14 protein-coding genes are annotated in these 14,851 nt (G+C 40.0%); 1 reads left to right on the top strand and 13 read right to left on the bottom strand.

The window, feature by feature from the left end:
- The first annotated feature begins 149 nt into the window (after positions 1–149).
- Positions 150–3,647, top strand: coding sequence for a subtype B tannase (locus VEIS1202513_RS08025; RefSeq protein ID WP_213467245.1), 3,498 nt, complete (start codon positions 150–152; stop codon positions 3,645–3,647).
- A 178-nt stretch (positions 3,648–3,825) separates the two neighbouring features.
- Here the strand turns inward: VEIS1202513_RS08025 and cysK are convergent, their stop codons facing one another.
- From cysK to VEIS1202513_RS08090, 13 genes are all read right to left on the bottom strand, one after another.
- On the bottom strand, positions 3,826–4,761 hold the full coding sequence (gene cysK, locus VEIS1202513_RS08030; RefSeq protein WP_213467246.1) for a cysteine synthase A: 936 nt from the start codon (positions 4,759–4,761) through the stop codon (positions 3,826–3,828).
- 15 nt (positions 4,762–4,776) lie between these two features.
- Entirely contained in the window at positions 4,777–5,226 is a 450-nt protein-coding gene (locus VEIS1202513_RS08035) for an RrF2 family transcriptional regulator (protein WP_213467247.1), read from the bottom strand.
- 487 nt (positions 5,227–5,713) lie between these two features.
- Positions 5,714–6,277: an alkyl hydroperoxide reductase subunit C gene (ahpC, locus tag VEIS1202513_RS08040; RefSeq protein ID WP_105089763.1), complete on the bottom strand. Its 564-nt coding sequence runs from the start codon at positions 6,275–6,277 to the stop codon at positions 5,714–5,716.
- A gap of 186 nt (positions 6,278–6,463) precedes the next feature.
- The gene (locus VEIS1202513_RS08045; protein ID WP_213467248.1) at positions 6,464–6,679 is read right to left on the bottom strand and encodes a hypothetical protein; all 216 of its coding nucleotides are present in this window, start codon (positions 6,677–6,679) and stop codon (positions 6,464–6,466) included.
- A gap of 2 nt (positions 6,680–6,681) precedes the next feature.
- Complete coding sequence (gene pyrG / locus VEIS1202513_RS08050; protein ID WP_213467249.1) at positions 6,682–8,298, bottom strand: CTP synthase; 1,617 nt, start codon at positions 8,296–8,298, stop codon at positions 6,682–6,684.
- A 15-nt stretch (positions 8,299–8,313) separates the two neighbouring features.
- Entirely contained in the window at positions 8,314–10,047 is a 1,734-nt protein-coding gene (argS, locus tag VEIS1202513_RS08055) for an arginine--tRNA ligase (RefSeq protein WP_213467250.1), read from the bottom strand.
- Complete coding sequence (locus tag VEIS1202513_RS08060; protein WP_213467251.1) at positions 10,013–10,471, bottom strand: YwiB family protein; 459 nt, start codon at positions 10,469–10,471, stop codon at positions 10,013–10,015. Before VEIS1202513_RS08060 ends, argS begins: the two co-directional genes overlap by 35 nt.
- Positions 10,472–10,523: 52 nt before the next feature.
- The gene (locus VEIS1202513_RS08065; protein ID WP_244856239.1) at positions 10,524–10,805 is read right to left on the bottom strand and encodes a GIY-YIG nuclease family protein; all 282 of its coding nucleotides are present in this window, start codon (positions 10,803–10,805) and stop codon (positions 10,524–10,526) included.
- The gene (locus tag VEIS1202513_RS08070) at positions 10,795–11,436 is read right to left on the bottom strand and encodes a peptidylprolyl isomerase (RefSeq protein ID WP_005385330.1); all 642 of its coding nucleotides are present in this window, start codon (positions 11,434–11,436) and stop codon (positions 10,795–10,797) included. Before VEIS1202513_RS08070 ends, VEIS1202513_RS08065 begins: the two co-directional genes overlap by 11 nt.
- 175 nt (positions 11,437–11,611) lie before the next feature.
- Positions 11,612–12,517 (bottom strand): DUF3829 domain-containing protein, encoded by a 906-nt coding sequence (locus VEIS1202513_RS08075; RefSeq protein ID WP_213467253.1) that lies wholly within the window; start codon positions 12,515–12,517, stop codon positions 11,612–11,614.
- 126 nt (positions 12,518–12,643) lie between these two features.
- Positions 12,644–13,420: an HAD family hydrolase gene (locus VEIS1202513_RS08080; protein ID WP_060924407.1), complete on the bottom strand. Its 777-nt coding sequence runs from the start codon at positions 13,418–13,420 to the stop codon at positions 12,644–12,646.
- A gap of 8 nt (positions 13,421–13,428) precedes the next feature.
- Positions 13,429–13,665 (bottom strand): DUF1653 domain-containing protein, encoded by a 237-nt coding sequence (locus tag VEIS1202513_RS08085; protein WP_156719228.1) that lies wholly within the window; start codon positions 13,663–13,665, stop codon positions 13,429–13,431.
- Between the two features lie 44 nt (positions 13,666–13,709).
- The gene (locus VEIS1202513_RS08090; protein WP_213467254.1) at positions 13,710–14,783 is read right to left on the bottom strand and encodes an iron-containing alcohol dehydrogenase family protein; all 1,074 of its coding nucleotides are present in this window, start codon (positions 14,781–14,783) and stop codon (positions 13,710–13,712) included.
- Between the last annotated feature and the right edge of the window lie 68 nt (positions 14,784–14,851).

Here is a 14,851-nt window from a genome sequence, read left to right on the forward strand (position 1 = left end):
TTCCAAATCTCATCTTCTTTATATTCATCCAGTATTCATCTATATTTTCATAAATTGTACAAATATATCGATTTATGTTAAACTATATAATTATAAATAAATTTTAAAATTATAAATTATTATTTGAAATCTAGTTCGGAGAGTAATTCATGAAATCATCTAGGAAACGTAAGGTTACCGCTGCATTTTTTGCAGCTGCAGCGTTGGGTGGTGTTGCCCACGCAGCCCCTACCCTCAACATGAATGATTTAGTAGGTTCGAACACTACCACTGAATCAACGGCTCAAGGCAATAATAATATTGCTACTCCAGTCGTACGACCTATGGCAACTCAGCCTACCCCTGTAACTACACAATCAGTTCCAAAGGTAACACCATTAATACCGCGTGTCCGTCCAGTACCTGTAAACGATATTGCAAAAGCTTTATCAGATCAACAACGGGCCGTTTCACAACCACAATATGTTGTTAACAAACAAACTAATGCTGTCATGGAACCAACATTGGCCATGCATAGCTTGATGAACGTACAACGTAAAACTGAACCTGTTACAGTACAAAAACAAGTTGATGGCAAACAGCAAGTACAAACGACACAGGTACAACGTACTCCTGTAATGGTTCAACAAGAATCTACAACACCTTTAGTTATTGCTAATACAACTCAAACTAAAGCCGTTGTAGCAAAACAAAAATTAACTATTCGAGATATTCAACGTGCAGAACGTGAAAGATTAGCTCAATTAGCAGCAGAAGAAGCCGCACAACAAGCAGGTACAAACCAGGTTGATCAGCAAATGGTTGCTCAAAAACAAGCTGAAGCTCAGCGTCAAGCTGCAATTCTAGCAGAACAACAACGTCAAATGGCTATGCAAGCGGAACAGCAACGGATTGCACAGCAACAAGCTGAGGCTCAACGCCAAGCTGCTTTGCAAGCTGAACAACAACGTTTAGCTACCGAGCAAGCTGAAGCTCAACGTCAAGCAGCTCTAAGAGCCGAGCAAGAGCGTATCGCTGCACAGCAAGCTGAACAAGCTCGTATCGCTGAAGCACAACGTCAAGCTGCAGAGCAAGAACGTCTTCGTATCCAAGAAGAACAACGTCGCATTGCACAACAACAAGCTGAGGCTCAACGTCAAGCAGCTTTGCAAGCTGAACAAGCGCGTATTGCAGCAGAGCAAGCTGAAGCTCAACGTCAAGCGGCTTTGCAAGCTGAGCAACAACGTATTGCAGCAGAGCAAGCTGAGGCGCAACGCCAAGCAGCTCTAAGAGCTGAGCAAGAGCGTATTGCAGCTCAACAAGCAGAGCAACAACGTATCGCTGCAGAGCAAGCTGAAGCTCAACGCCAAGCGGCCTTAAAAGCTGAACAAGAGCGTATTGCAGCTCAACAAGCAGAGCAACAACGTATCGCTGCCGAGCAAGCTGAAGCTCAACGCCAAGCAGCCTTAAAAGCTGAACAAGAGCGTATTGCAGCTCAACAAGCTGAAGCTCAACGTCAAGCGGCTTTGCAAGCTGAACAACAACGTATTGCTGCTGAGCAAGCTGCTCGCCAACGTGCAGAAGCTGCTGCTAAAGCTGAAGCAGAACGTCAAGCGGCTATTAAAGCTGAACAAGAGCGTATCGCAGCAGAGCAAGCTGAATCTCAACGCCAAGCTGCTCTGAAAGCGGAACAAGAACGTATCGCTGCGGAAAAAGCAAAGGCTGAACGTGAAGCAGCAATCAAAGCAGAACAAGATCGCATTGCTGCACAACAAGCAGAAATGGCAAGACAAGTTGCCATCAAAGAAGAGCAAGAACGTTTAGCTGCCGAGCAATTAGCAAAAGAAGAAGCAGAGGCTGCTGCTAAAGCACAAGCTGAAGCTGCTGCTAAGGCTCAAACTGAAGCAGAGGCAAAAGCTAAAGCTGAAGCGGAAGCCGCCGCTAAAGCTCAAGCTGAAGCAGGGGCAAAAGCTAAGGCCGAAGCTGAAGCTGCCGCTAAGGCACAAGCTGAAGCTGCCGCTAAGGCTCAAGCTGAAGCAGAGGCAAAAGCTAAAGCTAAAGCCGAAGCTGAGGCACAAGCTAAAGCTCAAGAAAATAAATTACCTCAATCTTATGTAGATGCTCGTAATGAAGCTTCCACAAAAGGTGCTGGTGTAACGGAAGATAAAAATATTCTTTCTCAACCAATGGAACCACCATTGCAGGCCGATACATCTGCGAAGATTAGCCTTGCTTTCGACGTGAAAAATTACGAATCTATGTCTACTACTGTAGATAATAAAGAAATCAAATATCGCGCCTTCGAATATATCCCTTACGTGGCTAATCCAATCGATATCGATCAACAGTACATGAACATTTATGTACCAGAAGAATACTTCAACAATGGCACTGTAAATGGCTACAATACGCAAACAGCCCCTATCTTCATGCCAAATGCGGTAGGTGGTTATATGCCAAGCCAAGCTATGACTCCAAAAGTAGAAAATGGCAAACCTAATAGTGTTCTTTACGCATTATCCCGTGGTTATGTAGTAGCTTCCCCAGCTACACGCGGTCGTACAAATAAAGCATCTGATGGCAACTTCATCGGTAAAGCTCCTGCAGTTATTGTTGACTTACAAGCTGCTACAGCATACTTACATGCTAATGACTCCACAATGCCAGGTAATGCAAATCGTATCATCACTAATGGTACAAGTGCTGGTGGTGCTGTATCCTTATTGCAAGGTGCCACTGGTAACAACTCTGACTTCCAACCATATTTACAAGCATTAGGTGCTGCTACAGCGGCAACCAATGTATATGCAGTTTCTGCCTATGCACCTATTACAAACCTTGATGCGGCTGATATGGCCTATGAATGGAGCTATAAAGGTATTACATCTTTCAATAAAGTAACGATGGGCCAAGGTGAATTGCCTCAGGCCAACGTAGGTGGCAATACAGCTCCTCCGCAACGTACAACGCAACGTGTAAACTTGAATGCTGATGATGTAGCATACTCTAACTTACTAAGTGAACACTTCCCAGAATACGTAAACAATTTACAATTGCATGACTCTATGGGGCGTGTATTGAAACTAGATAAGAATGGCAATGGTACTTTCAAAAATTATGTGAAAGCATTCATCATCGATGCAGCTAATAAAGCACAAGCTAAAGGTACTGATTTATCTAAACATACATACTTTGTACGAGATAATAAAACAGGCGCGATCAAAGACATTAACTGGGAAGCTTACAACCAATTTGTGAGCCGTTCTAAAGCACCAGGTGCATTCGACTCCCGTTCTAATGACTCTGGCGAGAATAGCCTATTCGGTACAAGTGCTACAGATAATAATCACTTTACCATTACTGCTGCATTACACGATACAACACCTAACCAAGATGTATACGTAGAAAATGCTAAAATCGTTACTATGATGAACCCAATGAACTATCTCGGTTCTCCAGCAGCGACAAATGCACGCTACTATCGTATCCGCTATGGTACAGCTGATAGCAATACATCCGTAGCTATCCCATTGATCGTAGGTACACGTGCTCAAAACCTTGGGTACAACGTAGATATGGCAACACCATTTGGTGTAGACCATTCTGGCGACTACGATTTAGATGAATTATTCAACTGGATGGACAATATCGTTAAAAACGGTAGATAATAACAACTAAATACATACCATAACAAAAAAGGAGCTACCTAGTAGCTCCTTTTCTTTATGTTAAATTAAATATCCCTAATATAAACTTCCACTATGCTAAGCACGAAAAAGCCCCTCAAAACGAGGGGCTTTGCTATATCAGGAAAGCATATTCACAGCTTTCACCAATCATATTCTATTACACTTCAGGGAATAAAGCTGTAGACAAGTAGCGTTCACCTGTATCAGGAAGAATTACTACGATGTTTTTGCCTTTATTTTCAGGACGTTTAGCCAATTCTTGAGCAGCCCAAAGAGCAGCACCAGAGGAAATACCAACTAAGATACCTTCTGTATGTCCAAATGCTTGAGATGTAGCAAATGCATCATCATTAGTTACTTGGATTACTTCATCATAAATGGAAGTATCTAAAGTATCAGGAATGAAGCCAGCGCCTAAGCCTTGGATTTTGTGAGGACCAGGTTTGCCATTGGACAATACTGGGGAATCAGTTGGTTCAACAGCCACAATTTTTACGTCAGGGTTTTGTTCTTTTAAATAACGACCTGCACCAGTCAAAGTACCGCCTGTACCAACACCAGCTACGTAGATATCTACTGTACCATCTGTATCTTGCCAGATTTCAGGACCAGTTGTTTTATAGTGAATTGCTGGGTTTGCTTGATTTACGAATTGACCCGCCTCGATGGCACCAGCTGTAGCTGTTACGATTTCTTTAGCTTTTGCAATGGCACCTTTCATACCAAGAGAACCATCAGTCAATACAAGTTGAGCACCATAACCGAGCATCAATTTACGACGTTCGATGGACATTGTTTCTGGCATTACGATAACTACTTTATAACCAAGAGCAGCACCAACAGCGGACAAACCGATACCAGTGTTACCAGATGTTGCTTCTACGATTGTACCACCTGGTTGTAATTCACCAGATTCAACAGCCGCTTGAATGATAGCAGCAGCGATACGGTCTTTTACAGAGCCACCTGGATTGAAATATTCCAATTTAGCCAAGATATTAGCGTCTGCACCGTATTTTTTACCAAAACGTGTAGCTGCCAATAAAGGTGTTTTACCAATTAATTCAACGAAAGATTTTGCAATATTAGACATAATAGTCACTCCTTATTAAATAGAACCATCCCAATTATCATATTTTGTATCAAGCTTAGCGTAAGTTCCATCAATTATATCTTGAAGAGTTACGTTTTCTAAATAATCATGAATATAGTTTTGTAATCCTGCCCAGAAACCAACAGTACGTTCGTTGATTACTGTATCAGTACTCACCCCTTCATCAAGAGTAGAGATGATAGCCATGGATTCTTCCGTAGCAAGCAAAATTTCAATAATCGTGTACTCTTTAGGGCTTTTAGATAAGCGATAGCCTCCGTATTTACCACGAATACTATCCACTAGGTTAGCGGCACCCAAACGAGCCACAATGCCTTCAAGGTATTTCTCAGATATACCTTGTCGTTCTGCAACGGATCGCAAGGAAACCGGTTTATCTTGACCTTGCTCTGCTAAATCGATGAGAACCATCAATGCATAGCGACCTTTTGTGGAAATCCTCATATATCTTGCCTCTCTTTGTAAAAGTTAGTGCTAACACACCCCATGTTATAAAGCACTTATCCTACTTCATTTATAAAACCTTGTGTATCACTAGGAATTAATTTCATTATAGACCACTAAATTCAAAAATGCAAGAACTTATTTCCTACTTTCATAAAGGGATATTAAAAAACCTTTAAAATACAAGCTTTATACGATATTTTATTTTATTTCTAGCTAGTCTTTTTCTATTCTATTACCACTAAAGAGATTTCAATTAGTACATACTATTAAGTATATAAAATAGACATATAACACAAAAGGACCAGCCCGAAGGCCAGTCCTTTTGCGTATAGTTTGTAGTTTGTTATATGAGGTTTACCATGATGAATTGGAGAGGGTTCATCTGGTATTGGGACTTACCGTATCGTCAGGAAAACGATACGCGCCCGAGTTGTCATTTGAGGAGTTGTCTAGATTATTCTAGCGTTTTAGGTTAATTTCTAAATTAGATTTTACCTACAAGATCAAGACCTGGTTTCAATGTGTCTTTACCTGGTTTCCAACGTGCAGGGCACACTTGGTCACCATGTTTTGCTACGAATTGAGCCGCTTGTACTTTACGAACCAATTCTTCAGCAGAACGGCCGATACCCATGTCATGGATTTCAGCTGTACGAACGAAACCTTCAGGATCTACTACGAATGTACCACGGTAAGCCATAGCGGATTCTTCTTGGAATACATCGAAGAAGTCAGCTAATTCATGTTTTTTATCAGCTAACATGTAGTACTCGATTTTATTAATGCTTGGAGAAGCATCGGACCATGCTTTGTGAACGAATTCAGAGTCACAAGATACGGAGTAAACTTCGCAACCTAGTTCTTTCAACTCTGCATAGGAGTTTTGTACGTCTTCTAACTCTGTAGGGCAAACAAATGTAAAGTCTGCTGGATAGAATACGAAGATGGACCATTTGCCCAATACATCTGCAGTACTAACTTTTACTAATTCAGGTTTTTTGAAAGCATCTAGAGTAAATTCAGGAAGTTTTTTACCAATAATAGACATGTTATGTCCTCCTTACTTGAGTTCAAATGTAACAGTTATATTATTATCGGTGTACTTATCACCAAATCTATATCTATCTTTGTCTATATAATAACAAATATCATTCAAGATTGCAAGTGTTATTTTTAAATTTATCGATATATTTTTCCAATATATTTCGATGTAAATAAAAAAGAAGAAAGATGCTCATTTCTGAGCATCTTTCTTCTTTTTACGTACTACAACAGACTTACTGTTCACAGTAGCATGATCAAAGGCGATTAAACCCGCTATATTAGCAAGCCCTCTCCGTGCTATATGACCAGTTATAGATTGTTCTTTTCCCGATTTACCATATACAAACTGCTCTAGTTTGAGTGCAGCTAATATAAAGATACCTATAATAGATAAAATGGATCCCATTTCTATTCTCTATTTTTTAGTTCTAAAATCGCATCTACGAAGCCGCGGAATAATGGATGTGCATTATTCGGACGGGATTTAAGCTCTGGATGCGCTTGTGTACCGATGAAGAACGGATGGTTCTTTACTTCAATACTTTCAACTAAGCGACCATCTGGAGATGTACCGGAAATAACTAGACCCGCATCAGTCAATTGTTGACGGTATTCATTGTTAAATTCATAGCGATGACGATGACGTTCATAAATCAAATCTTCACCATAGGCTTCATGAGTTTTTGTGCCTGCTTCTACTTTGCAAGGATAGATACCAAGACGCATTGTACCACCTTTTTTATCTACATCAACTTGATCACTCATCAAGTCGATTACTTTATATTTAGCGTTTTCGTCGAATTCGCTAGATGTAGCACCTTCCATACCGCATACGTTACGAGCAAATTCCATTACAGCAGATTGCATGCCAAGGCATAAACCGAGGAATGGAACATTGTTTTCACGAGCGTATTGGATTGTACGGATTTTACCTTCTACACCACGAGAACCGAAACCACCAGGTACAACGATACCATCAATACCTTCATATACTTCTTTAGGGTCTACAGATGTATCATCAAGTTCTTCAGAGTCAATCCAGCGAAGGTTAACTTTAGTACCTGTAGCGATACCTGCATGATCTAATGCTTCCACTACGGATAAATACGCATCGTGCAATGCTACATATTTACCAACGATGGCAACTGTAATGTCTTTACTTGGGTTCAAGATTTTATGAACCATTTCTTTCCATTCAGTCATATCGCAAGGGCGTTCTTCAAGACCTAATTTTTTGATAACAATGTCATCAAGACCTTGGTCTTGCATCATCAATGGCACTTCATAGATGGAGCTGCAAGTTTGGTTTTCAATAACTGCTTCTGGTTCTACGTCGCAGAACAAAGCAAGTTTTTCTTTCATTTCGTCGGAAATGTGTTTTTCACTACGGCATACCAAGATATCTGGTTGAATACCGATACTGCGTAATTCTTTTACACTATGTTGTGTAGGTTTAGTTTTCAATTCGCCTGCAGCATTAATATAAGGCACCAATGTTACGTGAATATAAAGTACGTCGTTACGGCCTACTTCTTTTTTCACTTGGCGGATAGCTTCCATAAATGGCAAGCTTTCAATATCACCTACAGTACCGCCGATTTCTGTGATAACTACATCAGCATTATCTTCTTTACCTACGCGGTATACGTTTTGTTTAATTTCATTTGTAATGTGTGGAATTACTTGTACAGTGCTGCCCAAGTAATCACCTTTACGTTCTTTATTGATTACAGACCAGTACACTTTACCAGCTGTAATGTTGGAACGTTTGCTAAGGTTAATATCGATGAAGCGTTCATAGTGGCCCAAATCAAGGTCAGTTTCAGCGCCGTCATCTGTTACGAATACTTCACCATGTTGGTAAGGGCTCATCGTACCAGGGTCGATATTAATGTATGGGTCAAATTTTTGAATCGTTACATTGAAACCGCGGTTTTTGAGCAAGCGACCCAAGGATGCTGCTGTAATCCCTTTACCAAGAGAAGAAACAACGCCGCCAGTTACGAAAATATACTTAGTTGCCATGATGCCTCCCACCTATTACATTTTTTCCGGAGCGGAAATACCTAAAATACCCAAGCCTTGACGAAGTACGAGGGCAATCGCTGTGATTAATCCTAGACGAGCTTGTTGCAACGCTGGATCTACGCCAATGATACGACCTTGACGATAGAAGGAATGGAACATGCTTGCCAAATCGAATAAGTAACGAGCAATACGATGTGGTGCACGATGTTCGGCAGATTGAACGACCTCTTCTGGATATTCAGCTAATTTTTTAATCAATTCTAATTCCATTTCGCTTGTAAGCGTTGTGAAATCAGTTTCACTATAATCACCAAATGCGATGCCTGCTTCACGCACTTGGTTGTAAATGCTGTGAATACGAGCATGAGCATATTGGATATAATACACTGGGTTATCATTGCTACGAGATTTAGCCAAGTTAATATCAAAATCAAGTTGGCTATCTAGAGAACGCATCAAGAAGAAGTAACGAGATGCATCTACGCCAACCTCTTCAATCAATTCATCTAATGTAACGCTATCGCCGCTACGTTTAGATAATTTAACGAGTTGTCCATCGCGGAACAATGCTACCATTTGTAACAATAATACTGTTAGTTTATCTGGGTCATACCCAAAAGCAGCCATAGCAGCTTTTACACGGCATACATATCCATGATGGTCAGCGCCCCAAATATCAATCATTTCTTTGAAGCCACGATCATATTTATTGCGGTGGTATGCAATATCTGCCGCTAAATATGTAGGAACTCCATTATCACGAATAACTACGCGGTCTTTATCGTCGCCATAGTCAGTAGATTTCAACCACAATGCACCGTCTTTTTCATACACTTTACCAAGAGCCTTTAAAGCCTCTACGGAGTGATGAATTTCATCAGTTTCATGAACAGTACGTTCAGAGAACCAATTATCAAAAGTAACACGGAAATTGCTTAATGTTTCCTCTAAGCGAGCTAATTTTTCTTTTAAGCCCTCTTCTTTAAACAATGCTACACGATCAGCTTCGTTCATAGCATTTAATTTATCAAAGCCTTCACGTTCAGCAATAGCTTTAGCAGTCTCAATAATATCTGGACCACGGTAGCCATTTTCAGGGAACACGAGAGCCCCTTCTGGAATATCGAATTCAGGCATGGAACCGTCTTCGTTGCGCTTAGGTGGGAACACTAATGTTGCACCTTGCAACTCTTGGAAACGGTACTCAATGGAAATAGCCATGTTATCGATTTGGTTACCCGCATCATTGATATAGTACTCAGATTGTACGTTGTAACCTGCTGCACGCAACAAGTTTACAAGAGCACTACCGTATGCAGCACCACGGCCATGACCTACATGTAAAGGACCTGTTGGGTTCGCACTTACATATTCAACTTGAATCGTATCGCGCGCACGCAATGGTTGTACACCATATTGATCGCCAGCATTCAAAATGGCTTTCAACGTGTCGTACACCATGTCAGATTTCAAGAAAAAGTTGATGAAACCTGCACCAGCAACCTCAGCGCGTTCAAGCCAATCAAAATTCATATGGCTAATCAAAGCCTCAGCAATAGCACGAGGATTTTGACGAGCTACACGAGCGGATTGCATCGCAATGTTTGTAGAAAAATCACCGAACTCTTTTTGAGGTGGCACTTCGAGAACGATTTCTGGATATTCACCAGCTGGTAAGCCACCACTGTTAATCGTATCTTGTAATGCCTGTTCAATCCCCGATTTCAGGATTTCCTTCATGTCCATGCTCTGTATCCTCCCGCACGTCTATATCTAACTGATTATAAAATTGCCATTCACCTTCGACAGAAATATCATATCCTAAATGAACATGACCTACGCCTTCGTGAAAGTCTACTGTTAATTCATGAGTGTTTACGGCCATGTGTAAATCGCCATACGGCGTTTCATACACAGATTCGCGCTCTTCACCACGGACGTATTGATGACGCATATTGACCGCCCCTGTACGAAGCAGCACAATTGAATCATCATGGATTTTAATGGTCGTCTTAACCCCATCCATGCCCGTCACACTCGATTCTTCGTAACGCACATATTGTGTATTACCTTTTTTATGTGACGTACCAGGGGAAATCAGCTCCACTACGGTATCCTTGCCGTCCATATCTCGTTGTACACTTTTTACGGACACTAGAACCCGCTTCATTTCGTAACCTCCATGGCAGTAATTAATCATCATATTATACCATAATCAAGGACTATTTTGCACCCTCAATGAGTTGCAATTTCTTAGTCTTTGTCATCTGTTTTATGGCATATTCTCTACGTTGTGCATCTTGTTTATTGTGAAAGCTTTCAGAATACACCAATGTAACAGGACGTCGCCCTCTCGTATACTTAGCACCGCCTGGAATAAGCCCATTATGAGCCTCCATACGGCGTTCAAGATCGGTGGTCCATCCACAGTACAAAGAATCATCTGCACAATGCACTAAGTATACATAGTGTCGCTCTTTAGACTTAGTAGCCTTATTTGCCATTTTTTGCATCATCAGTAATCGGTTCCAATGTAATGGTATTGATGATTACTGGTTCTACTGGTTTATCATTACGGCCTGTTTTTACTTTGCCGATTTTTTCAACTACGTCCATACCTTGTACAACAGTACCAAAAATAGTGTGTTTATTATCTAACCAATCTGTAGGTCCCAAGGTAATGAAGAATTGAGAGCCTCCTGTATTAGGGCCACGATTCGCCATAGCGAGAACGCCCATTTTATTGAAGTGTAAATCATTGGAAAACTCATCAGGAATTGTATAACCAGGACCACCAGCACCTGTACCATCTGGATCCCCACCTTGAATCATAAAACCTTCAATAACGCGGTGGAATGTAACTCCATTATAGAAACCTTTTTTTACTAAGTAATCAAAGTTTTTTACAGTAATAGGCGCTTTAGAGCCTAGCAAACGAACTTTGAATTGACCATAATTTGTATCAAAAATAGCATACTCATCAGCAATTGGCGCATTAGAGAAATTAGGCATAGTTACAGTTTCTGCTTTTACAGTATTACCTTGTGGTTGTTCCCCACTTTTTGTACCACAAGCTGCTGTACCAAGCATTGTAATCCCCAACATTGCGCATAAAGCCAAGCGTTTCCAGTTCATAGTTCCCCCAAAATATATTGTTTATACTAACATGTATGTAAAATTCACATAGAAAAGCCGCTCAACCCGTGAGCGGCTCTTTTTTAGTATATCATGTTTTAGAGAAAATTTGGTTTAAATAATTATTAAATTTACCAATTTATATAACCTTATACTTTCAGTTATATCTCAGTAATTATTTAGCGTCGAATTGTTCTGGATTTGTACTGTTATAAGTATCAATATAACCATTGAAGGATTGAATCATGCCATCAAGGTTATTATCGCTTGGATCAGCTAGTACTTGACGTACGGAACCGACTACGGAATTATAACGATCAGCCAGAACTTGGCCACGATCATTATTCACACTCTTGAGCAATGCTTCGATTTCTGAAAGCTCTTTTTCTACAGCTGCTTTATCAGCTTTTTGAGGAGCTTTTTCAAGGTTTTCTACAAGGTTACTCAAGCGAAGCGTAGATTCCATTGCTGCCGCATAACCTTTCTTGCCTTCTTTTTTCAATTTTTCAACTTGTTTTTGAGTTTGTTCATTGTTAGTTTTTGTAAGAACATCACTAAATTTAGCATACGCTGTATCAAATTTTTCTACAGAAGCTACATATTTAGCAGCTAAGTCTTTACCTTTAGCACCGCCATCGTTCATATAGGCTTTAGAGTCATTATAAGAAGTCAACTCTTTATACACTGGCACTAATTCATTAAGAACGTTCAATAGATTGTCGCGTTCTGCATCAAGATCTTTGAATGTAGAACCTTCTTTTTTAGATTTTTCCAAAGCGTCTTGCAATCTGTCATAGTGAGGTTGGTTAGTAATAGCACCTTCTTGGAAGCCACCTTTTAATTGAGCCAAACCGTCTGCTTGGAATTGAGCAAATGCCGCATTATTGCTATTGAACTGGTTAGTTGCATCGATGAGAGTATTAAGCTTTGCAGCCGCCTTCTCATCATTATCACCGACTACAGAGGATACAGCAGAGCCAAGATTACTTACCTTATTAACACTACAACCAGAAATCAATAGACCTGTCGTCAGAGTTGCTACACATAGTAAAGTGGTAAAAAATTTGCGTTTGTTATTCATGACTTCTCTTCTCCTATAAATACACAAGTATGAATCTAAGCGCATTATACTAATTAATCTACCACAAATCTGTAGCTACGGTTACCAGACATTATAATTCACATAACTTACAGGAATTAACTCAAACTAATCAATCCACTTGAAATGCTTACACGCATTATAAATACCATCCTTATCACAGTCGGTAGTGATATAATCGGCTTTTTCTTTCAATTCAGCACGTGCATTCCCCATGGCAATATTAAGCCATTCCGGCCTAAACATAGATAAATCATTATATCCATCACCAAATACTACGGCTTGATTAGGTTTCATACCAAAATAATCAAGCATATTGCGAATACCCAAAGCTTTTTCCATTGGTTCATATAAAACACAGCCATCGCCATAACGAATGAGCTTATGCGTCATATGCTCAATTTCTTTTTCCTCTTCTTCCCCTTCTTTAAAGAACACATAAATCTTATAAAACTCTTCTACATTATGAAAGTCAAAATTAGGATCTACTGTCGTTTTAAAAACATCCCAATTCGGATGCCAATCTAATATTTCCTTATACGGCGTAATTCGGCCTAATTTATTCCGATCTGTTACAGCCCAAGGAATATTGTGGGACTCTAAATATTCCAAATAGTTAATGCATGCGTCACGATCCATGCCAATCATGGACACTAGTTCATTATTAACAGTAACACTATGTCCGCCGTCTGCTACAAAATCTGTAAGACCTGCTTGCTCAGCAAAACGCTTAGCATCTACTTGGATACGACCTGTAGCAAGCGCTACCCGATGGCCACGGCGCTTCAGTTCATCTAAGCTATATTGAGCACTGTCGGGAATTTTACCTTCCGGCCACACAGCTAAGGTATTGTCTATATCGAAAAAGAAAAATTTCTGTTCCACAGGCCCTCCTAATCACGTCCGCTCATCAACTTAAATCGCTCTTTCTGCTCTACATCAGGATATTTTTCACAATCCACATCACTCAAAAACATATCTAGTGGTCGTACATATAAGTCACGTTGATCATATAATTTTTGATACACTACGAACTGTTCACTCGTTTCCGAATGAGTTGCAACATCTAACACATAATAGTACATGCCTTTAAAATGACGATATAAGCCACCCTTTACAATTTTTCGCATTTATAACCTCATCACATAACATACACAAACGGTTACAAATTATATTAATCAAGAGATTCCATGTATTGAATAGCCTTAGTCAACATATCTGCTGTAATTTTGTACGGAGATACATCAATATCATGAACAGATGTAGCCTTTTCAACAATTTGAGGAATATGCGATGCAGTAAGACCTAACTGTGAAAGTTTAGTAGGCCAACCTAATTCGCGGTATATTGGCAACCACCGTTGTAATTCATCCATTTGTTGGTCAACAGTTAACAAAATAAGTAAGCCATATGCTACCATTTCACCATGCAAATGGTTTTCTTCTGTTTCTTTATTAGTAACACAGCCATAACATACAGCATGAGCCATATTACTATTATATGCCATAGGAACACAACCCGATACAATACCGGTAGTAAAGATAACAGTCATAGCAATGGTATCAAATGCATCACTACGTTTTTTAGCTTGGCTGTCTTTATAGGCTTGTATACCATGTACTAAAATTGGTTCACTACACATAGAAGCTAGAGTAAGGCCTAACTGAGTATTATAATCTTGCTCACGATTGCGGGCAGAAAGATGAGTTTCATAGTGTTTTGCAATAGTATCTCCCATTCCCGCCCACAAGTAACGGCTTGGTGCTTCTACGAGAATATCAGCATCAATAAAGCAGTGCACAGGAGGATGATTTACAAAGGCTACGTCATCAAAAGTATGCTCTGCAGTGTAAACAGCTGCTACTTCTGACGTTGCAGCACAAGTAGAGGCAATGGTCGGAATTGTAAAGAATGGTTTATCATCTAACTCTAGAGCTACTACTTTTACCGTATCCATGGCCTTACCACCACCAACAGCAAACATAAAGTCCGCATCTTTTACAGAAGCCATTTGTGCAATTTCCTTACCTCGAGCGAAAGTACACTCTCCACCAAAGTGAATAATATCTAGCACTTTAATCCCTGCTTTATCAAGCACTGGACGAATGTGTGGCAAAGCTTTAGAAAGAGCTGTCTCACCACCGATGATAGCTACAGACTTACCATATAATTTTGTAAATTTGGGAATAGCGTCAAACACCTCATGACCGCCAAAACTATAACTAGGTAAACAATGAGTACTACGCATAAAATCTTCCTTCCTTCTTTCATTATCTATATTCTTATTATAGAAACTTCTACTCACAAAATCAATTT

Origin of the sequence: Veillonella orientalis, assembly GCF_018406505.1 — a bacterium.
In the GTDB taxonomy this organism is placed as follows: Bacteria; Bacillota; Negativicutes; order Veillonellales; family Veillonellaceae; genus Veillonella; species Veillonella nakazawae.